We start from the raw sequence: 20,107 nt of genomic DNA, 5'->3' as shown, positions 1-20,107 counted from the left end.
GCGTCGAGGAGCTGGCCCGCGGGCTGGTCGCGTCCGGCGTGGTGCCCGGCCAGCGGGTCTGCCTGCTCGTCCCGCCGGGCGCGGACCTCACCGCGACGCTCTACGCGTGCCTGCGGATCGGCGCCGTCGTCGTGGTGGCCGACGCCGGGCTGGGGGTCCGCGGTCTGTCCCGGGCCGTGCGCGGCGCGAGCCCGGACGTCGTCGTCGGCGTCGAGCGGGCGCTGCTCGCCGCGCGGGCGCTGGGCTGGCCCGCCCGGCGGATCGCGGCGGGTCCGTTGACGCCCGGGGCCCGGCTGCTGCTCGGGGTCTGGACGACGCTGGTCGAGCTCGCGGACCTCGGCCGCCGGTCGGCCGGCGAGCCGTTGCCGCCCGCGCCCGGGCCACGGGACCCCGCAGCGATCCTGTTCACGTCCGGCTCGACCGGTCCCGCCAAGGGCGTGACGTACTCCCACGGGCAGCTCGCCGCGATGCGCGACGCCGTCGGGGCGACCTACGGGATCGGGCCGGGCACCGCGCTGGTGGCCGGGTTCGCGCCGTTCGCGCTGCTCGGGCCCGCGCTCGGCGCGACCTGCGCGTGTCCCGACATGGACGTGACCGCGCCCCGGACCCTCACGGCGGCCGCGCTCGCCGCCGCCGTCGCGGCGATCGACGCGGCCGTGGTGTTCGCGTCACCGGCCGCGCTCACCGGCGTGGTGGAGAGCGCCGCGGGCCTGCGCGGAGCGGGCCGCCATGCCCTCGGCGGAGTCAGGCTGTTCCTCTCGGCCGGCGCCCCCGTGCCGCCCGAGCTGCTCGCTGCCGCGGGCGAGCTCATGCCGGGGGCCCGCGCGCACACGCCGTACGGGATGACCGAGGTGCTCCCGGTGACCGACATCTCGCTCACCGAGATCCGGGCGGCCGGCGACGGCGGCGACGGGGTCTGCGTCGGGCGGCCGGTTCGCGGCGTGCAGCTCGCGGTGAGCGCGCTCGACGCGGTGGGTGCCGCCGTCGGGGTTCCTGCCGGCGTTCGGTCGGGAACGTCTGGGCCCACCGGGGAGATCCTGGTGCGGGCACCGCACGTGATGGACCACTACGACCGCCTCTGGCTGACCCAGCAGGCCGCGGCGCGCGACGCCGGTTGGCACCGCACGGGCGACGTCGGGCACCTGGACGACGCCGGCCGGCTATGGGTCGAGGGCCGCCTGAGTCATGTGATCACCACGCCCGACGGCGTCCTGACTCCGGTCGGCCTCGAGCGCCGGGCCGAGGGGCTGGACGAGGTGCGCCGGGCGGCGGCGGTCGGGGTCGGACCCGCGGGCGCCCAGCAGGTCGTGCTCGTGGTCGAGACGGACTCGCCGGTTCGCCGTCCCGGCCTGGCGACGATCGAGCTGGCGGAGCGGGTCCGGGTTGCGGTCGGCCGGCCCGTCGCCGCCGTGCTCGCGGTGCCGATGCTGCCGACGGACGTCCGGCACAACTCCAAGGTGGACCGCACGAGGATCGCGCGGTGGGCCGAGCGCGTGCTCGCGGGCGGACGAACGGGTCGGCTGTGAGCGGTCAGGGCTTGGCCGGGGGACCTGCTGGGCTGGCTGCGAGCGTGCGGACGCTGGCGCAGTCGCCCGGTGCGTCACCTCCGATTGGTCGGGCCTTGGCCGGCCGCGAAAGAGGTGTGCAGTGACCGCGGACGGCTTGCGCGTTCTGGTGACGGGCGCGAGCGGGATGCTGGGGCGCGCGGTCGCGCTCCGGGTGCAGCGGGACGGCCACGCCGTGCGGACGTTCCAGCGCCGCCCGGCGGGCGTGCCGGGCGCCGAGGAGGTGCTCGGCTCGGTGACCGACGCGGCCGCCGTCGCGCGTGCGGTGCACGGGTGCGACGTGGTGATCCACCTCGCTGCCAAGGTGTCGTTCGCGGGCGCGGAGGAGGACTTCCGCGCCGTCAACGTCGACGGGACGCGCACCCTGCTCGACGCCGCTCGGGCCGCCGGGGTCCGCCGGTTCGTGATGATCTCCTCACCGTCGGTCGCCCACTTCGGCGCGTCGATCATCGGGGCGGACGCCGACCCGGCCGACCCTGCCCGCGCGCACGGCGCCTACGCCCGGACCAAGGCCGCCGCCGAGCTCGTCGCCCTCGCGGCCGACTCGCCCGAGCTGCGCGTCGTCGCCGTCCGCCCGCACATCGTGTGGGGACCGGGGGACACCCAGCTGGTCGCGCGCGTCGTCGAGCGTGCGCGGTCCGGGCGGCTGCCGCTGCTCAGCGGCGGCACCGCGCTGATCGACACGACCTACGTCGACAACGCGGCCGACGCGATCGCGGCAGCCCTGGCGGCCCCGGGTGCGGCGTACGGAGCGGCGTACGTCGTGACCAACGGCGAGCCCCGCCCCGTCCGCGACCTGCTCGCCGGGATCTGCGCCGCCGCGGGGGTGCCCGCGCCCGCCTGGTCGGTGCCCGCCGGGCTCGCCCGGGCCGCCGGTGGCGTCATCGAGGCCGCGTGGCGCGGGCGCCATGGCTGGGGCGAGCCCCCGATGACCCGCTTCCTCGCCGAACAGCTGTCCACAGCGCACTGGTTCGACCTGACCCGCACCCGCGAGGCGCTCGGCTGGCAGCCCGCAGTCACCCTCGACGAGGGCTTCGAGCGGCTCGCTGCGAGCTATCGCTGACCTGATGGATTTCCGGCGTCGTCAGCCGATCCCCGGACCGACCGGTTAAGAGCCGCCGGTCCGCCCGAAAGCCAAGATGCGAACGTTTCGCTCTCGAAGGTTGAGATGGAACGTTCCCGCGGAAACGTCGTCGCCGTCCCGCCGGGTCCGCGCCGTCGAAAAGTCGCAGCCTGCGCACATCCGTCTCCGCTGCGCACATCCGATGTGCGCAGGCCGCACCGATGTGCGCAGTCTGCGTCAAGACGCCGAGTTGGGGCGGCTGGCTGGCCCGGATCTCCCGTTCACGGGCTTCGTCGGCCGGTGCCCGGACCGAACGGCCACGCCCGGCGGCCGCCCCGACGGAAACCAGTTGGGACGTATCCGGCTGCCCCGGCCCGACGGGCGACCGGCCTGGACCGGTCATGCGGCGTGGAACACTCGACCGATGACCATCGTGCCGCAGATGACCATCGCGCCGGAGAGGCTGCGCCACTCCGTGGCAGGCGCCGAGGGCGGCGACGAGTGGCTTGAGGCGCTCCCCACGCTCGTGGCGCGCGCCGCCGAGCGGTGGCGACTGACCCTCGGCCGACCGTTCGAGGACGGGACGGCTGCGTGGACGGCCCGGGTGACGACACCGGCCGGAACCGCCGCGGTGCTGAAGCTCTCCTACCCGCACGACGAGGCCCGGCACGAGGCGGCGGCGCTTCGGGTCTGGGCCGGGCGAGGTGCGGTGCGGATCCTCGACTCGCACGACGACGACTGGGCCCTGTTGCTCGCGCGCTGCACACCCGGCACTGCGCTGCGGGACGAGGGGCTCGATCACCTCGAGCACGTCCGCATCGGTGCCGAGCTCATGGAACAGATGTCGCAGGCGGCGGTTCCGGCCGATGGGCCGTTCCCCACCGTGACCCGGGTCGCTGCCGGGCTCGCCGACATCGCGAGCGAGCGGATCGACCGCTTAGCCGGCTCGGCGCCGATCTCGCTGGACAGGGGTCTCCTCGCCCATGCGGTGGACCTGCTGCGCACCCTGCCGCTCGACGCCCCGCGCGAGGGGCTCGCGCACGGTGACTTCAACCCGGGCAACATCCTGCGGGACGACTCCGGCGCGGCGGCAGGCTGGGTCGCGATCGACCCCAAGGCGGTGCTCGGCGACCTCGCCTGGGACCCGTGGCCCCTGCTCACGCAGGTCGGCGACTGGGCGACCGTCGGGACACCCGCAGGCGTGCTCGCCGAGCGCACCCGCGCGCTGGCCGACCTGACGGGCCTGGACGGCGCGCGGATCGCGGCCTGGTCGACGGCCCGCAGCATCGAGTCCGCGCTCTGGGCCGCGAACCGGGGCTGGTGGACGGGCTTCCGCGGGGCCGACGGCGACTTCGTTCGAGCCCGCGAGTGGTCGACGGCCGCGACACTTCTCGGCGAGGGCTGAGCCGGCGGCAGCTCGGTCACGACGGGTCAAGACGTGAGCGTTTCCCGCTCGAAGGCCGGGACGGAACGTTCCCGCGGAAACGCAGAGCCGCTCCCGAACGTCCCGACCGCCTTGACCCGCGCACACTGCGCACATCCGTGTTCGCTGCGCACATCGGATGTGCGCAGATGGCACCGATGTGCGCAGTCTCTGGGTGCGATCGCGGGTCCGCGCGTGGTTGACGGTCGACACACTTCTCGGGGGCGGCTGATTCGGCGGCAGCTCGGTCATGCCGTGCCAAGACGTGAGCGTTTCCCGCTCGAAGCCGTCCCGTCTGCCTCGACCGGCGCAGACTGCGTACATCCGTGTTCGCTGCGCACATCCGATGTGCGCAGGAGGCACCGATGTGCGCAGTATCTGGGCCAAGACGTGGCCAGGCCAAGACGCGAGCGTGTCCCGCTCGAAGGCTGAGACGGAACGTTCCCGCGGAAACGTCCCGCCGATCCCGCCCGCCGATCCCGCCGGCCGGTTTCGCCCGCCGATCCCGCCGGCCGATCCCGCCGGCCGATTCCGCCGGCCGATTCCGCCGGCCGATTCCGCCGGCCGGCGCTGCCTGGCTCCCTCAGCCGATCCCGAGCACGAACGGGTACACCGCGCTGGCCCCGGCCCGCCGTAGCAGCCGCGCGGCCACGGTCAGCGTCCAGCCGGAGTCCGTCCGGTCGTCGACCAGCAGCACCGCGCGGCCGGGCAGGCCCGCGGCGGACTGCTCCGACAGGTCGAGCTCGAGGCGCTTCGCCACCCCGGCGAGGCGCTGCGCGGAGTTGACGTCGTGCCGGCCGCGTCCGTGCTCCGGGTCCGGTCGAACCGAGCCGACCACCGGGATGCCGAGCTGCCGGGCCACCCCCTGCGCGAGGTGCTGGACGAGCTCGGGGCGGCTCGCCGACTCGACGAAGACGACGCCCGCGGGGGCAGGGTCCAGCGGCCAGGCCCCGAGCACGTCGAGCACCGGCTTGCGCAGCGCGACGGGCAGCCCGCCGTCGGGCGTGGCGGTCGGCGCGAACAGGTCCCGCAGCAGCCCGCCCCAGCCGATCCCGTCCAGGCGCCCGACGGCCCGGCCGGTCTCGGCGCGCTCGCCGGGCGCGATCTTCCCGGTGAGCTGCACGCCCAGGCCCGCCATGCCGGACGGCCACTGCCGCCGGGACTCGAGCTCGACGCCGGGGACGGCCAGCCTTTCGCGGGCGGCTTCGATCTCCGCGGCGTCCGGCGCGGCGTCGGCCGAGGCCCCGCCGCACACGTCGCAGCGCCCGCACCGCCACCCCGCGACCAGGTCGGGGTCGTCGAGCGCGTTGCGCAGGAAGGCCATCCGGCACTCGTCGCCGCGCACGTAGTCGACCATCGCCTGCTGCTCGGCCTTCCGGGTCGCGGCGACCCGCTCGTAGCGGTCGGCGTCGTAGGCCCACGCGTCGCCGGTCGACTCCCAGCCGCCGCGCACGCGGCGGACCGCGCCGTCGACGTCGAGCACCTTGAGCATGAGCTCCAGGCGGTTGCGCCGCAGCGACACCCGGGTCTCCAGCGCGGCCGTGGACAGCGTGCCGGACGCCTCGAGCGCGGCCAGCGTGGCGCGGACCTCGAGCTCGGGCGGGAACGCCATCGAGGCGAAGTAGTCCCAGATCGCGCGGTCCTCGCGCGCGGGCAGCAGCACGACCTCGGCGCGCTCGGTGGCGCGCCCCGCGCGGCCGACCTGCTGGTAGTACGCGATCGGCGACGCGGGCGCGCCGAGGTGGATGACGAACGCGAGGTCGCCCTTGTCGAAGCCCATCCCGAGCGCCGAGGTCGCGGCGAGCGCCTTGACGCGGTTCGCGAGCAGGTCCTGCTCGGCCACCTCGCGCTCGGCGGTGTCGGTCTGCCCGGTGTACGCGCGGACCGCGAGCCCCGAGTTGCGCAGGTACTCCGCGACCTGCTGGGCCGCCGCGACGGTCAGGCAGTACACGATCCCGGAGCCCTCGATCCGGGGCAGGTTGTGCGCGAGCCAGGCGAGCTGGGCCGCCGTCGTCGGCAGCTCCCGCACCGCGAGGTGCAGGCTCTCCCGGTCGAGCGTGCCGCGCAGCACCAGGACGTCCGCGAGGTGGTGCCCCACGGCGCCGGTGACGGCGAGCTGCTCGGCGACGTCGGCGGTCACCCGAGCGTTCGCGGTGGCCGTGGTGGCCAGCACCGGGATGCCGTCGGGCAGCTCGGTGAGCAGGGTGCGGATGCGCCGGTAGTCCGGGCGGAAGTCGTGGCCCCAGTCGGAGATGCAGTGCGCCTCGTCCACCACGACGAGCCCCGCGGTGGCGGCGAGCCGGGGGAGCACCTCCTCGCGGAAGCCGGGGTTGTTCAGCCGCTCGGGGGAGACCAGCAGCACGTCGACCTCACCCGCCGCGACGCGGGCCTGGACGGCCGACCAGTCCTGGACGTTGGCGGAGTTGATGGTCTCCGCGCGGATGCCGGCGCGCTGGGCCGCGTCGACCTGGTTGCGCATCAGCGCGAGCAGCGGGGAGATGATCACCGTCGGCCCGGCCCCGGCGGCGCGCAGCAGCGCGGTCGCGACGAAGTAGACGGCCGACTTGCCCCACCCGGTGCGCTGCACGACCAGTGCCCGACGGCGGTCGGCCACCAGAGCCTCGATCGCGGTCCACTGATCGGCGCGCAGCACCGCGTCGTCGCGCCCGACCAGCGCGACCAGCGCAGCCTGGGCCTGGGCGCGCAGGGCATCGCGGTCCGCCGGCGTCCCGGTCGTCGGGCGCACCTCGGTCGTCTCCGGAAGAGTCATGGGTCGATGGTAGACAGACCCACCCACGCGCTACGCCGTCGGGTCCAGCACCACGCTGCCGTCGATCTGTCCCGCGGCCAGTTCGTCCAGCACCGCGTTGACGTCGGTGAGCGGGCGCAGGGTCACGCTCGGGTCCACCTCGCGCGTCGCGTACAGGTCGAGCGCCTCGGCAAGGTCGAGTCGGCTGCCAACGATCGAGCCGCGCACGGTCAGCCCGCGGCGGACGGTGTCGGCGATGTCGATCGGGAAGGCGCCCGGCGGCATGCCGACCAGGGTGACGGTGCCGCCGGGGCGCACCATGTCGAGCGCGTTCTCGAACGCGGCGGTGGTCACGGCCGTGATGAGCGCGGCGTGCGCACCCCCGACCTGGGCCGCGAGCTCGGCCCCGGGGTTCTGTCGCAGGGCGTTCACGGTCACCTCGGCGCCGTGCTTGCGGGCGAGGGCGAGCTTCGACTCGTCGATGTCCACGGCCGCGACGCGCAGGCCCATCGAGCGCGCGTACTGCACGGCGAGGTGGCCCACCCCGCCGATGCCCGAGACGACGACCCATTGGCCGGGTCGGGCGCCGGACACCTTCAGGGCCTTGTACGCGGTGACCCCAGCGCACAGCACGGGGCTCACCGAGACGCGATCCGAGCCGGCCGGGATGCGCGCGGCGTACCGGGTGTCGACCAGCATGAACTCGGCGAAGCTGCCGTCGACGGAGTAGCCGGAGTTCTCCTGGTGGGGGCACAGCGGTTCGTTGCCCGCCAGGCAGTAGGCGCACTCACCGCAGGCGCTCGCGAGCCAGGTCCCGCCGAGGCGCTCGCCGATCCGCACGCCCGACACGTCGGGACCGAGCACGACGACCGAACCGTGGCCCTCGTGACCGGGCACGAACGGCAGGGCGGGCGGCACCGCCCACTCGCCCCGGATCGCGTGCAGGTCGGTGTGGCACACACCTGTGTATTCCACCTTGACCAGGGCTTGGTGGGGTCCCGGGGCGGGGATCCGTACCTGCTCGATCGACAGCGGCCGACCGAACGACCGAACGACGGCGGCCCGCATGGTCTCCATCGTGTGCCTCCTCGCGCTGGGCTCCGCCGGGTTTGATGCTCGTTACTCCAACGCTAGGTCGGGGCAACCCGCGCGGCCCGGGACGAAGGGCCCGCCGACCTGCCCGGACGCGGCTCGCGCGCGGGCCGGCGGAGGTCGCCCGGAAGGCGTCGAAGTGGCGTAAAACCTTCCATTCCGGACCCAACGCCTCTAGCGTTTTGTCTGTTGGCCGACGGCGCCGGCACGGTACCTGGCGCCCGGACTACCAGGAAGAAGGGCTTGCCATGAAGCGTGCCTACATCGTGCTTGCGCGGCTCATCGCCGCCCTGGTGGTCGTCCAGGTTGCGGCGATCGCGTGGGGGACGTTCGCGATGCTCCACGACATCGACAACGGGGCGGTCATCACCTCCGACACCCGCAACTTCGCCCAGTCCCTGCACGCCAACGTCGGGTACATCGTGATCCCCGCGGTCGCGCTCATCTTCTTCGTCGTGTCGTTCTTCCTCAAGATTCCCGGCGCGGTGAAATGGGCCTCGATCGTGTTCGGCCTCGTCGCGCTGCAGGGCATCCTGGCCGGCCTGTCCTTCGCCGCGCCGGTGGTCGGTGCGCTGCACGGCCTGAACGCCCTCGCGATCGCCGGCATGTCGGCCGCCGCGGCCCAGCGGCTGCGGACCACGGCCCCGCACGACGCGTCCAGCGCCGAGACCCCGGCCGAGTACGCCGAGACGAAGGCCCGGACACGTCGCTTCGGTCGCGGTCGCGCGTCCGTCTAGGCGGTGAGCTCGGGCACGATCGCCCGGCCGTCCTCGGGGGCGTCCCGTCCCTGGGCCCTCGGCGCTTGCCCGACGGCGGGTGGTCGCCGCCGTCGTCGGGGCGGTCGCGATCCTCGCCCCGGTCGGCTGGTTCTGGTGGACCAGCCTCGTCCCTGCGACCTACTCCGTGCTCGGCATGGGGTACGTCGACGCGGGCGGTGGCCCGATCGCGCCCGGGCACGCGGCGCACGACTCGGCCGGGTGGGGTGGCCCGCCCGCGCAGCCCGGTGACGTGAGCGTCGCGGCGCTCACCGGGCCCACGGACCGGACGCCCGACGTGTCCGTCACGCTCGAGGCGGCCGCACAGCGGGTCACGCTGCCGGGCGGCGCGAGGTTCGACGGCTTCACGATCGACGGGAGCACCCCCGGACACCCGGCTCCACGACGCGCGTCCGGGTGGTCAACACCGACAACGCGGTCCTGAATGCCTGGGTGGTGGGCGCGCCGCTGCGGGTGCTGGCCATCGACGGTCGCGACCTGTCCGGGCCGACGCCGGTCGAGGGCGAGGCGGTGCTGGTGGCCGCGGGCGGTCGCGCGGACCTCGAGCTCGTCGCCCCGGCGGACGGCTCGGCCGCCCTGGTGCGACTGGGCGCGGGAGCCGACGTCGTCGTCGGGCCGACGGGGTCGCGCGCACCCGCCGACGCGGCGACGGTCGCCCCGACCGCGACGCTCGACCTGCTCAGTTACGGGCGCCCGGTGTCGCTCGGGTTCGACCCGTGGCGCGCGGACCGGACCTTCACCTACGCCGTCGGGCGCCGGTTCGCGTTCGTGGCCGACAACCCCGGCATCTGGCTGGACCACTGCCACAACCTGCCGCACGCCGACCAGGGCCTCGTGGCGCACCTCGTGTACGCCGGCATCAGCGAGCCGTTCCGGGTGGGCGGCGGCGCGGCGAACAAGCCCGAGTAGGGCCGGGCGGGAATGTCCCGCCGCATCGCGATACGCGCCTGCGCACAACTGTCCAGATATGGGACACCTCGCGCGCCGAGCCTGGGGCCACATTGGGTCATGGCCGTTTCACGAGGCCGCGCCCCCATCAACGCCAACGCAAAGGAGCGCTCATGTTGATCAATATCGACAACGGCGGAACCCTCACCGACATCGTCGTCGGCAGCGGGTCCGAGTTCACCTTCACGAAGACGCTCACGACGCCGGTCGACCTTTCGCAGTGCCTTTTCGGCGCGATGACGAAAGCCTCGGTGCAGCTGTACGGGAAGGCCGATCTCGCGCAGCTCCTGCACTCCACGGCGCACATCCGCTATTCCTCCACGCAGGGCACCAACGCCCTGGTCCAGCGCAAGGGGCCGCTCATCGGCCTGATCACCGACGACCCCGCGCTCGCCGGCGCGCTGCGCTCCTCTGCGGCGGCCACGTCGCTGTTCGACGACCTCGTCGGGGCCCGCGTCGCGGTCGTGTCCCCGGACGGGACCGACGACGAGCTCGCGCAGCGGCTGGTGTCCGAGATCAACCGCCTGACCACCTCCGGCGCCGAGCGGCTCGTGGTCTCGGCGCTGAGCTCGGAGCGGGAGCACCTGTACAAGCGGGCGATGCTCAAGAACTTCCCCCGGCACCTGCTGGGGTCGGTCCCGATCCTGTTCTCCCGGGAGTTCGCCTCGGACACCTCCCGCACGCGCCAGATCTGGTCGGGGATCCTCAACTCCTTCCTGCACCCGACCGTCGAGCGCTTCCTGTACAGCGCCGAGCACCGGCTGCGCGCCTACAAGGTCAAGAACCCGCTGCTGATCTACCGCAACGACGGGGCGTCCTCGCGCGTCGCGAAGTCCGTCGCCCTGAAGACCTACTCGTCCGGACCCCGCGGCGGGCTGGAGGGCACCCGGGCGATCGCCGAGGCCTACGATCTCGCGAGCGTCCTGATGATCGACGTCGGCGGGACCACGACCGACGTCGGGGTGGTCACGAACTCCACCATCTCGGTGGACCGGCGCGGCTCCATCAAGGGCGTCGACATCTCCTACGAGCTGAGCAACGTGCACTCCACCGGGGTCGGGGGCAGCTCGGTGATCGCCGTGCACGACGGGGAGATCACGGTGGGCCCGGACAGCGTCGGCGCCGCGCCCGGCCCGGCGTGCTTCGGGTTCGGTGGCACCCAGGCGACCATCACGGACGTCAACCTCCTGCTCGGCGTCCTCGACCCGGCCACGTACCTCGACGGCGAGCTCGCGCTGGACGCCGAACGCTCGCGGGCCGTCATCACCCGGGCGATCGCCGAGCCGCTCGGGGTCAGCCTCGAGGAGGCCCTGATCGCGATGGAGGAGACGTACGCGCAGAAGCTGGCGCTCTCCTTCGCCCGCTTCGTCGAGCCCGGAGATCGCACGACCCTGGCCGCGTTCGGCGGCGGCGGGCCGATGAGCGCGTGCGCGGCCGCGCGGATCGCGGGCGTGCGGCAGGTCCTGGTACCGCGACTCGCGGCCGTGTTCTCGGCGTACGGGATCAGCTTCTCCGACATCGCCCAGTCCTACGAGAGCGACGTCACCGGTCTGGACGCTGACGCCGTCGAGGCGGCACGGCAGGCGATGCGCACCGACGCCGCCCGGAACATGTTCCAGGAGGGCCACGACCTGGACGACTGCGAGCTCGAGTGGACGAACCTGCGCGAGGACGGCCGCGAGATCCTCGCGCTCAAGGCGACCCTCGTCCTGCCGCACCCGTCCATCGACGCCGGCCGCCCGGCCGAGCCGAGCCCGGCCGTGGCCGCCGGCACCCGGCAGGTCCGGTCCGGCGCCGCACGGATCGACCCGGTGTCCGTCTACCTGCTCGACGAGCAGGTGCCCGGCGCGAGCGCGACCGGCCCGGCCATCGTCGAGGGTCCCTTCTTCACCGCCCGGGTGCCGGACGGCTGGCAGTTGGTGGTCTCCACCGCCGGGGACCTCCTGCTCACGGACCTCGTCGCGGCCGCAGAATGACGGCGCGCTCGTACACCACCCCCGCCGTGCCCAAGAAAGGAAAGCAGACAATGCGCGTCCCCATGACGGAGTACCTGTTGATCGATCTCGACACCGAACGGTGGCTGTGCCGGATCTGCGCCCACGACCTGGGTGACGCGCGCGGCAACTACAAGGAGGGAACCCTGGTATACGACCGGGACCCCCGCGAGATCCACCCCCCGGTCATCGATCCCGAGAGGTACGAGTTCACCTTCTCGCCCGACCCGACCTTCTGCCGCATTCTCGAGTTCTACTGCCCCACCTGCGGCACGCAGATCGAGGCCGAATACCTCCCGCCGGGCCACCCGCCGACGGTCGACATGATCTGGGACATCGACTCGCTGCGCGCGAAATGGGAAAAGCGCGGGGACAACCCCGAGGACGTCGTCAACTACGGCCCCGGCGAGAACGCCGTCACCGACCTCAGCGCACGATTCGACACCGCGGGTGGCCATGCCCACCGCTCGGAGAGGAACTGACATGAAGCGGATCTCGGTCGACATCGGCGGCACGTTCAGCGACTGCTTCTTCGTCTGGGACGACCTGTACATCGAGTCGAAGGCGCTCACCACCCACCACAACCTCGCCCTGGGCTTCAACGAGGCGCTCGACCGGGCGTGCGCACGGGCCGGCATCTCCCGGGAGACCGCCCTGCGCGAGGTCGACTCGGTGCGCTACGCAACGACGCTCGGCACGAACGCGCTGATCGAGGGCAAGGGGCCCCGGGTGGCGGCGATCGTCACGCACGGCTTCGAGGACACCATCCCGCTGTCCCGGGGGCGCGGCTACGGCGAGGGGCTCGACGGCGTCAAGCAGGGCGACATGCCCGACGCGCAGCGCCCGGACCCGCTCGTGCCGCGGCGCCTGATCCGCTCGGTCCGCGAGCGCATCGACTCGGTCGGCGAGGTGCTCGTGCCGCTGCTGTACGACGACGTCCGCGCCCAGGTGCGCGAGCTCGTCGACAACGGCGCCGAGGCGATCGTCGTCGCGCTCACCAACGCGACCGAGAACTCCGTGCACGAGGACCGGATCCTGGAGATCATCCTCGACGAGTACCCGACGCACGAGCTCGGCTCGATCCCGGTGCTGCTCAGCAGCCAGGTGTCCGGCCGCAAGGGCGAGTACGTGCGGGCGATGGCCACGATCGTGGACGCGTTCCTGCACGCGACGATGTTCCACGCGCTGAACCAGCTGTCCAGCAACCTTCGGGACTCCGGCTACCGCAAGCCCATGCTCGTCATCCACAACTCCGGTGGCATGGCGCAGCCCAACTCCACCGACTCCCTGCAGACGATCCACTCCGGCCCGATCGCCGGGGTCGGCGCGGCCCAGCACCTCGCGGAGTCCACCGGGCTCGGCGACGTCGTCTCGATGGACATGGGCGGCACGTCGTTCGACATCGGGCTGGTGCCCGAGGGGGGAGTGCGGCACTACGACTTCCAGCCGACCATCGGCCGCTGGCTGGTGTCGGCACCGATGATCCACCTCAACACCCTCGGTGCCGGTGGCGGCTCCATCGCCGCGTACAACCGGATCCACCACGCCATCCAGATCGGTCCGGAGTCCGCCGGATCGGACCCGGGCCCCGCCTGCTACGACCGCGGCGGTCTGCAGCCCACCGTGACCGACGCCGACCTGGTGCTCGGCTACCTGGACCCGGACAACTACGCGAACGGGCACATCCAGCTCAACAAGAAGCGGTCGATCTACGCGATCGAGGAGACCCTCGCGGACGAGCTCGACCTGGAGGCGGTCGAGGTCGCCAAGGTCATCAAGAAGACCGTCGACGAGCAGATGGCGATCGGCATCGAGAAGGAGCTGCGCTCGCGCGGCGGCCTGATCGAGGACTACACGATGCTCGCCTACGGCGGCAACGGCCCGCTGCACGCGTGCGGGATCGCCGCCAGCGCCGGGATAGCCAAGATCCTCTTCCCGCCGTTCGCGTCGGTGTTCTCCGCGCTGGGGGCGGGGAACATGCGCCCGCTGCACATCCACGAGCGCAGCGCCTACATCGTGCTGTACGAGCCCCTCAAGCGGAACCTGTACACCGCGTACGACGTGCTGAACGGCTACATCAGCGAGCTCGAGGACAAGGGCGCCGAGGACCTCGTGCGGCAGGGCTACGACCGCGCCGAGGTGAAGTACCGCCTCGAGATGGACATGCGCTACGGCAACCAGCTCGTCACCACGGCGGTCTCGTTCGACATCAACCGGGTCGGCGGCGTCGCGGACGTGCTGCACCTGATCAAGACGTTCTCCGACATCTTCGGCGAGCGTTACGGCGCGGGCACCCAGGCACCCGAGGCGGGCATCCGGGTGCAGACGCTGCGGGTCGCGTCCTTCATCGAGGGCGAGGTGATCGAGTTCGACTCGATCCTCGGCGGCGGTCAGAAGACGGCGCCGACGCCGATCGCCACCCGGCCAGTGCACTTCACCGGCATCGCCGGGCCGGTCAACACCTCCGTCTACGACGCCGAGGCCCTGCGGCACGACTGCGTCATCCACGGTCCGGCGATCGTCACCACCGAGAACACCACCTACCTGGTCGAACCGGGCTGGCGGCTCGAACCCACCGCGCAGGGCGCGGTGTGGCTGCTGAGCGACTGACAACCCCCGCCACCTTCCCTGCAGCGACCCAAGGAGCTTTGAGACCAATGACGCTTTCAACGAGTGCCCCCGACGTGACCGGCGAGTCCGGCGAATCCCAGCTGCTCACCGGCCAGGAGCAGCAGTGGGTCGACAAGTTCATGGACGAGACGACGCTGTTCCTCGGCCCGGACCCGGAGATCATGCGGCACCACGAGATCATGCCTCGCACGGCCTACGAGGAGGAGTGCATCGCGCTGGGGGTCGACTCCCTCGAGGTCGACCGGATCCGCAAGCGCCTCGCCGGGGCGCTGGACGAGGCCTTCGAGATGTGCGAGTCCATGGGCGCGGCCCCCGGCGCCAAGTGGGCCGACCTGTCCTGTGCCGTCTACACCGCGCAGGGCGACGTCACGTACCTGTCCAACCGCGGCGTCATCGCCTTCTCCGCGGTGCTGCACCACCCGATCCGCTACATCATGAAGAACTGGAAGGACGAGCCCACCGTCGGCATCAACCCCGGCGACGGCTTCTTCCACAACGACTCGCGGTTCGGGATGGTCCACAACACCGACCAGTCCATGCTCGTGCCGGTCATCCGCGACGGGCACATCATCGCCTGGGTCGGGGCGACGATCCACGAGGGCGAGAACGGTGCCTGCGAGCCGGGCGGCATGCCGTCCGGTTCCGAGACCCCGTTCGACGACGGGCTGCGAGCCTCCCCGATCAAGATCGTCGAGAAGGGCCTGCTCCGCCGCGACCTGCTGACGTTCCTGCAGCACTCGACCCGTGACCCCAAGCTGATGCTCGCGGACATCAAGGTCAAGATGGGCGCGGTCCGCCGGATCATGGAGACCGTGGACCGGCTCATCGACGAGGTCGGGCAGGAGACGTTCGTCGCCTCCCTGCGGATGACCGTCGAGGACGTCGAGACCGAGGTGCGCCGGCGCATCACCGAGCTGCCGGACGGCACGGTGACGTTCAACCAGTTCGTGGACTCGACGCTCAAGGAGAACATCCTGATCAAGTTCGCGTGCAAGATCACGGTCAAGGGGGACCGGCTGATCGTGGACCTCACCGGCACCGGACCGGAGATCCTCAACCGCGCGATCAACTCACCGCTCGCGTCGACCAAGGCGTTCATGGCGCAGGCGATCCTGTCCTACTGGTGGCCGGACCTGCCGCGGAGCACCGGCGCGCTGTCGCCGATCGAGGTCATCACCGAGGAGCACAGCTGGGCCGACGCCGGGTACGACGCGCCGGTCGGGCAGTCCCTACAGGCCTCCTTCCGCGGGTTCTCCGCGCTGCAGACCGCGTTCGCCAAGATGCAGTTCTCGTCCCCGAAGAAGTACTCCAACGTCGTCGCGCCGTGGTTCAACCAGATCAACGACTTCCTGTGGGGCGGCACCACGCAGAACGGCGAGCAGGTCGGCAACCTGTGCGCCGACCTCAACGGCATGGGCGGGGGAGCCAAGGCCTTCCGGGACGGGGAGGACGCCGTCGCCCCGCTGTTCTGCGCCATGGCGGACATCGGCGAGCAGGAGGTCATGGAGGAGGAGGTTCCGTTCCTGCAGCTGGTGAGCAAGCGCCTGGTGCGCGACAACCAGGGCTTCGGCAAGTTCCGCGGCGGCATGGGCTACGAGATGATCGTCGCCTCGCGGGGCACCCCGAGCTGGGGGTTCATGACGGTGACGTCCGGATCGAAGTTCTCCTCGGTGCCCGGGATGTTCGGCGGCTACGGGTGCCCGGTCTACCCGCTCGCGATCGTCAAGGGCATCAACATCTACGACATCATCAAGGACGACCCGACCCAGTTCGACCTGTCCATGGAACGCGTCATGAACGAGCGCCCGTACGACGGCGGCGACTACCAGTCCGCGCACATGGGGTTGCAGTTCGACGTCGCCAAGGAGGGCGAGCTGTACATGATCGCCCAGGGCGCCGGCGGCGGCTACGGCGACGTGCTGGAGCGCGATCCGGAGCTCGTGGTGACCGACCTTGAGCTCGACCGGATCTCCGCGAAGACCGCCGCGCAGATGTACGGCGTCGTGTGGGACCCCGAGACCTTCGTGGTGCACGAGCAGGCCACCGCGGACCTGCGGGCCCAGCTGCGCCGGGACCGGATCGCCCGCGGCACGCCGTACAAGGAGTTCGTCGCCCAGTTCGTCACCGACGAGCCGCCGGCCGAGCTGCTCTACTACGGATCCTGGGGGCAGGAGAACGACGAGGAGCTGCTCGCGACCCACTGGGGCGGCCTGGAGCCCGAGCGGGTCAAGGGCAAGCTCGCCGAGCTGCCGCTGGTCATGGTCCCGGACCGCCGGGTGCTGAAGATCGGGCGGCTCGAGGCGCGCGTGCTCGAGCTCGAGCAGAAGTACGGCGAGGTGGCCGTGCACAAGTCCTGACCGGACCCCGCCCAGTGTGACCGCGGACGTCCCGCGCCCGAGCTTTTCGGGCGGGGGACGTCCGCGGCTCCCCGGCATCCGCCCCTGTCTGACGAAGGATCCTCATGAACAACTCCCTCTCGGCCGTCATCGCGTCCCCGCCGTCCGGTCGCCCGCGCGCGGTACTGCTCGACTGCCACGACTACGCCCGGTCCGTCTTCCTCCAGGGGCGACCGGTCCCGTGGCAAGAGCCGATGGCGTACTCGAACTTCCTGGGGCAGGCCCAAGGCGTGCTCAAGGCCGACGTCGTCCTGCTGCCCCTCGACCGCTGGTATGCCGAACGGCTCGAGGGCGACCCCGACCTGCGCGCAGCCATGGGTGCGAAGAGCCGGACCGGGTTCGCCCTGCGGACCCTGCTCGGCGACCCGGCGACGACCGCCGGAGTCACCGAGCTCGTCACCACCGTCGTGGCGACCCAGCACGCTCCCGTCGTGGTGCAGATCCCGTCCCCGATGCAGTGGCTGGCGCGCACGCATCACCTCTCCGGTTCGGACCAGGTGCTCGATGCCGACAACGCGGAGAACGCCTCGATGTACGTCGCGGACTGGCTGCGAAACTTTGCGTCCCTGGCGCTCGCGGGCGTGCTGCTCGACGACAGGTCCCCCGCGGGCGGCACCGAGCCCGCCGTCGTGCCGCTCGACACCTACTCACCCGTCGCGAACGTCACCGGCCACTACGGATGGACCCTCGCGCTGCGCAGCGACAAGAGCGTCGAGGTCAGCGCCGGCGATGAGCGCGGCGGGATCGTCGGGCCGGAGTTCTGGCTCGCGGGCGACGCCGAGCTCCCGGCGGGTGACTTCGTGCTCGCCGAGATCCCTGCCGCCGCGCTGCCCGAGACGGTGCTGGCCCGCATCTCGAGCCTGAGCGAGCCTCAGGCCGTGGTGAGTTCGGCTCACTAGGCAGTGGGATCGGGCTAAGTCTCACATCTGCCGGGGCCCTGCCGCTGAGGTGAGGGACGAGTTCAGGACCGCGCCGGAGATGACACCGACGAGGTGATCGGCGCGTGGCGCGAGCGAGGGCTGATCGTAGAGCCACGCAAGTGCCGCGATCAGCGCGAACAGGTCAGTGCCGTCGATGTCGGTCCGCGCTCTGCCCGCGGCGTGGGCGCGCTCGAGGGCCCGCGTGCCTGCGTCGTGCAGCGCCACGCATGACGCGTTGAGTGCGGACTCGGTGTCTTCCATGGCGGCCGTCAGCAGTGCCGCAACACCCCGGTACTCATGGGTGAGCGCGACGCTGTCGCGCAGCCATGAAATGAGGGCATCCTCGGGTGTGCTCGACGTTTCGCGGTCGGCTGCCTGTGCGGTCAGCTCGTCGACGTTGGTGCGGAGCAAGGCCTCGAGCAGCGCCTCTCGCGTCGGGAAGTGACGGTACAGCGTGCCGAGCCCGACGCCCGCCTTGCGGGCGACGTCGCGCAGCGACGCCTCGGCGCCGTGCTCGGTCACGACGTCGCGCCCGACCGCGAGCAGACGGTCGTAGTTCTTCCTGGCGTCGGCTCGCATGGGTCTCCCGGGTTGGTAAGCGGGGCAGTGCCCGTATATCCGGTGCACTGCCCCGCTTAGGTTAGCCCAGCTACGGTAGAAATCGAAACTGGGTGAATGATGACGAAGAGCGGTTAACGCCTCGCGGTGGCAAGTGCCGCGCGGATGGCGTCCGCACCGACCGGCTCGCCCAACTCGTTCGAGTACGGTCCATACGGGGTCCCCCACACCGGCGTGCCCGTCTCCTGCCGCCAGCTATCGGCCAGCGGTCCTGCGTCCACGACGCTGTACCCGAGGGAGTCGATGAACTCGGTCGCTGCCGCCTTCGCAGGCGCGGAGTCGCCGGCGATCGGCAGGTACGAGCGGTCGGGCGCCCCTGCCGGGCGTGCGAGTGCCAGCAGGTGCTTGAAGAAGATGTTGTTGAACGCCTTCACGAGCGTGGCGTCCGGGAGGTACCGCAGCAGCAGCTCGCTCGAGGTGAGCGACGTGCCGTCGAGCTCGGGGATGTGCCCGTCACGCTCGGGGCCGTAGTTGCACGTGTCGAAGACCGTCTTCCCGGCCAGCGGCGCGGCGGGCACGTCGGGGAAGGCATTGACCGGCACCGTGACCACGACGATGTCACCGGCCGCCGCGGCCTGCCTACTCGTCGCCGCGGACGCCCGCGGCCCCAGTTTCGCGACCGTGTCCGCGAGCGTTTCGGGACCGCGTGAGTTGCTGAGCACGACCTGGTGCCCAGCGCCGATGGCGAGCCGCGCGATGGCACTGCCGAGCTGTCCGCTTCCGATGATTCCCACAGTCGTCATATTTTTCAGCTTCCCTTGTTCAGAGCCGCGCCATTTGTCAGGTGCAGGGCGCGTTGCGATTCGGATCCCTGCCGTCAGCTGGCGGGGAAGTAGTGGCCGTTGTCCAAGTCGGCGAGCAGGCCGGGCTGTGCTGGTTCCCAGCCGAGGGTCCGGCGGGTGATGAGGTTGGACGCCGGGTAGCTCTGCGTGACTATGTTCGCGAGGAACCCGAAGTATCCCGGCACCATCAGTTCGTCCACGGGAATGCTTACGGCGGGCAGGCCCAGGCGGCTGCCGATGGCCTCGGCGATCTCGCGGAGCGGGATGCCCTCGTCCCCAACCGCGTGCCAGTGTTTGCCGGCCGGGCCCTTCTCCAGCGCCAGGCGGAACACGGAGGCGACATCGCGGATGTGCACGGCGTTCCACAGGTTCGCGCCGTCTCCGGGGTAGCCAGCGACGCCCTTCTCCTGCGCGAGCGCGATCAGCGTGGGGAGGAAGCCGGCACGATCGGTCGTGCTGTGCGCGATGTTGGCAATCCGCACGACCGACGATCGCACTCCCCGCTCGGCGAGGTCGATCACGGCGGTTTCCACGACGTTGCGAACCCGCAGGGTGCCCTTGTGCTCATCGCCGACGGGTAGGGCCGGGTCCTCTTCGGTGGCCGGCCGGCCCAGCTGCCCGGACGAGCCTATGCTCCCCGCCGCGACCAGCGGCTTTCCGGTTCCCGCGAGTGCCTCGCCGTACGCGAGCATGACTGGGAGCTCCGCGGCGGACACGGCGTCCATCCCGCCAAACGGAAGCAGGTCTTGCCGGTGCGCGACGTGGATGACGCCGTCGGAGTCCGCGGCCGCCTCCATGAGCCCGTCGAGATCCTCGAGGTCGCCGCGGCGCACCTTCGCGCCGAGCGCGGACAACGCCGCCGCAGCCGTGTCAGACCGGGCCAGGCCGGTGACCTCGTGCCCGGCGGCGATGAGCTCGCCGATGATGTACGAACCGGAATGGCCGGTCCCGCCAGTAACAAAAACGCGCATTACTACTCCTCATGAGGGTCCTAATTAGGGCAGGTAGCCTCAGACCTCCGGAAGTAGTGCCGGGCTGACTGTTGTGATTGATGCCGCGGCGATGAGGTAGGTCAAGGGTCGGCGGTCGCCGGGCAGGTTGGCGGGTTGGGCGTTGAGTTCCTCGGTGAGCAGCGTGAGGGCGCGGGCGA

The 20,107-nt window shown here is 71.8% G+C and carries 16 protein-coding genes; 11 read left to right on the top strand and 5 right to left on the bottom strand.

The annotated features are described in order from the left end of the window. The 3 genes from VIM26_RS15970 to VIM26_RS15960 all read left to right on the top strand — a co-directional run. The coding region (locus VIM26_RS15970) for an AMP-binding protein (protein WP_331952909.1) at nucleotides 1–1,526 on the top strand (1,526 nt) is incomplete at its 5' end. A gap of 136 nt (nucleotides 1,527–1,662) precedes the next feature. Then, nucleotides 1,663–2,628: an NAD-dependent epimerase/dehydratase family protein gene (locus tag VIM26_RS15965; RefSeq protein ID WP_331952913.1), complete on the top strand. Its 966-nt coding sequence runs from the start codon at nucleotides 1,663–1,665 to the stop codon at nucleotides 2,626–2,628. Between the two features lie 424 nt (nucleotides 2,629–3,052). Beyond that, on the top strand, nucleotides 3,053–4,033 hold the full coding sequence (locus VIM26_RS15960; RefSeq protein ID WP_331952907.1) for an aminoglycoside phosphotransferase family protein: 981 nt from the start codon (nucleotides 3,053–3,055) through the stop codon (nucleotides 4,031–4,033). Between the two features lie 601 nt (nucleotides 4,034–4,634). Here VIM26_RS15960 and VIM26_RS15955 read toward each other — a convergent pair. Together VIM26_RS15955 and VIM26_RS15950 are read right to left on the bottom strand one after the other, a co-directional pair. Further along, a complete protein-coding gene (locus tag VIM26_RS15955; protein ID WP_331952905.1) occupies nucleotides 4,635–6,821 on the bottom strand; it encodes a RecQ family ATP-dependent DNA helicase in 2,187 nt (728 codons plus the stop codon). A gap of 30 nt (nucleotides 6,822–6,851) precedes the next feature. Next, nucleotides 6,852–7,877: a zinc-dependent alcohol dehydrogenase gene (locus VIM26_RS15950; protein ID WP_331952903.1), complete on the bottom strand. Its 1,026-nt coding sequence runs from the start codon at nucleotides 7,875–7,877 to the stop codon at nucleotides 6,852–6,854. 263 nt (nucleotides 7,878–8,140) lie between these two features. Here VIM26_RS15950 and VIM26_RS15945 point away from each other — a divergent pair, with 263 nt between their 5' ends. From VIM26_RS15945 to VIM26_RS15910, 8 genes are all read left to right on the top strand, one after another. Beyond that, the gene (locus tag VIM26_RS15945; protein ID WP_331952901.1) at nucleotides 8,141–8,629 is read left to right on the top strand and encodes a hypothetical protein; all 489 of its coding nucleotides are present in this window, start codon (nucleotides 8,141–8,143) and stop codon (nucleotides 8,627–8,629) included. A gap of 79 nt (nucleotides 8,630–8,708) precedes the next feature. Beyond that, entirely contained in the window at nucleotides 8,709–9,092 is a 384-nt protein-coding gene (locus tag VIM26_RS15940; RefSeq protein WP_331952899.1) for a hypothetical protein, read from the top strand. Continuing rightward, nucleotides 9,065–9,577 (top strand): multicopper oxidase domain-containing protein, encoded by a 513-nt coding sequence (locus VIM26_RS15935; protein WP_331952897.1) that lies wholly within the window; start codon nucleotides 9,065–9,067, stop codon nucleotides 9,575–9,577. Before VIM26_RS15940 ends, VIM26_RS15935 begins: the two co-directional genes overlap by 28 nt. Before the next feature lie 152 nt (nucleotides 9,578–9,729). Then, complete coding sequence (locus VIM26_RS15930) at nucleotides 9,730–11,592, top strand: hydantoinase/oxoprolinase family protein (protein WP_331952895.1); 1,863 nt, start codon at nucleotides 9,730–9,732, stop codon at nucleotides 11,590–11,592. A gap of 50 nt (nucleotides 11,593–11,642) precedes the next feature. After that, nucleotides 11,643–12,092, top strand: coding sequence for an acetone carboxylase subunit gamma (locus tag VIM26_RS15925; RefSeq protein ID WP_331952893.1), 450 nt, complete (start codon nucleotides 11,643–11,645; stop codon nucleotides 12,090–12,092). 1 nt (nucleotide 12,093) lies between these two features. Continuing rightward, nucleotides 12,094–14,220, top strand: coding sequence for a hydantoinase/oxoprolinase family protein (locus tag VIM26_RS15920; protein WP_331952891.1), 2,127 nt, complete (start codon nucleotides 12,094–12,096; stop codon nucleotides 14,218–14,220). Between the two features lie 47 nt (nucleotides 14,221–14,267). Further along, nucleotides 14,268–16,598, top strand: coding sequence for a hydantoinase B/oxoprolinase family protein (locus VIM26_RS15915; protein WP_331952889.1), 2,331 nt, complete (start codon nucleotides 14,268–14,270; stop codon nucleotides 16,596–16,598). Nucleotides 16,599–16,702: 104 nt separating this feature from the next. Then, on the top strand, nucleotides 16,703–17,536 hold the full coding sequence (locus tag VIM26_RS15910) for a hypothetical protein (protein ID WP_331952887.1): 834 nt from the start codon (nucleotides 16,703–16,705) through the stop codon (nucleotides 17,534–17,536). A 21-nt stretch (nucleotides 17,537–17,557) separates the two neighbouring features. On the opposite strand, the gene VIM26_RS15905 is transcribed toward VIM26_RS15910, so the two are convergent. The 3 genes from VIM26_RS15905 to VIM26_RS15895 all read right to left on the bottom strand — a co-directional run bounded on the left by VIM26_RS15905 (nucleotide 17,558) and on the right by VIM26_RS15895 (nucleotide 19,928). Next, nucleotides 17,558–18,136 carry a TetR/AcrR family transcriptional regulator gene (locus VIM26_RS15905; RefSeq protein WP_331952885.1) on the bottom strand — a complete coding sequence of 193 codons (579 nt, stop codon included), beginning with the start codon at nucleotides 18,134–18,136 and terminating at the stop codon, nucleotides 17,558–17,560. Nucleotides 18,137–18,249: 113 nt separating this feature from the next. Beyond that, on the bottom strand, nucleotides 18,250–18,978 hold the full coding sequence (locus VIM26_RS15900; RefSeq protein WP_331952911.1) for an NADPH-dependent F420 reductase: 729 nt from the start codon (nucleotides 18,976–18,978) through the stop codon (nucleotides 18,250–18,252). 14 nt (nucleotides 18,979–18,992) lie between these two features. Continuing rightward, nucleotides 18,993–19,928 carry an SDR family oxidoreductase gene (locus VIM26_RS15895; protein ID WP_331952883.1) on the bottom strand — a complete coding sequence of 312 codons (936 nt, stop codon included), beginning with the start codon at nucleotides 19,926–19,928 and terminating at the stop codon, nucleotides 18,993–18,995. Nucleotides 19,929–20,107: the final 179 nt, after the last annotated feature.

Source organism: Pengzhenrongella sp. (assembly GCF_036565025.1).
In the GTDB taxonomy this organism is placed as follows: Bacteria; Actinomycetota; Actinomycetes; order Actinomycetales; family Cellulomonadaceae; genus Pengzhenrongella.
The sequence above is the reverse complement of the archived record's forward strand: the minus strand, read 5'-3'. Positions and strand labels throughout refer to the sequence as shown.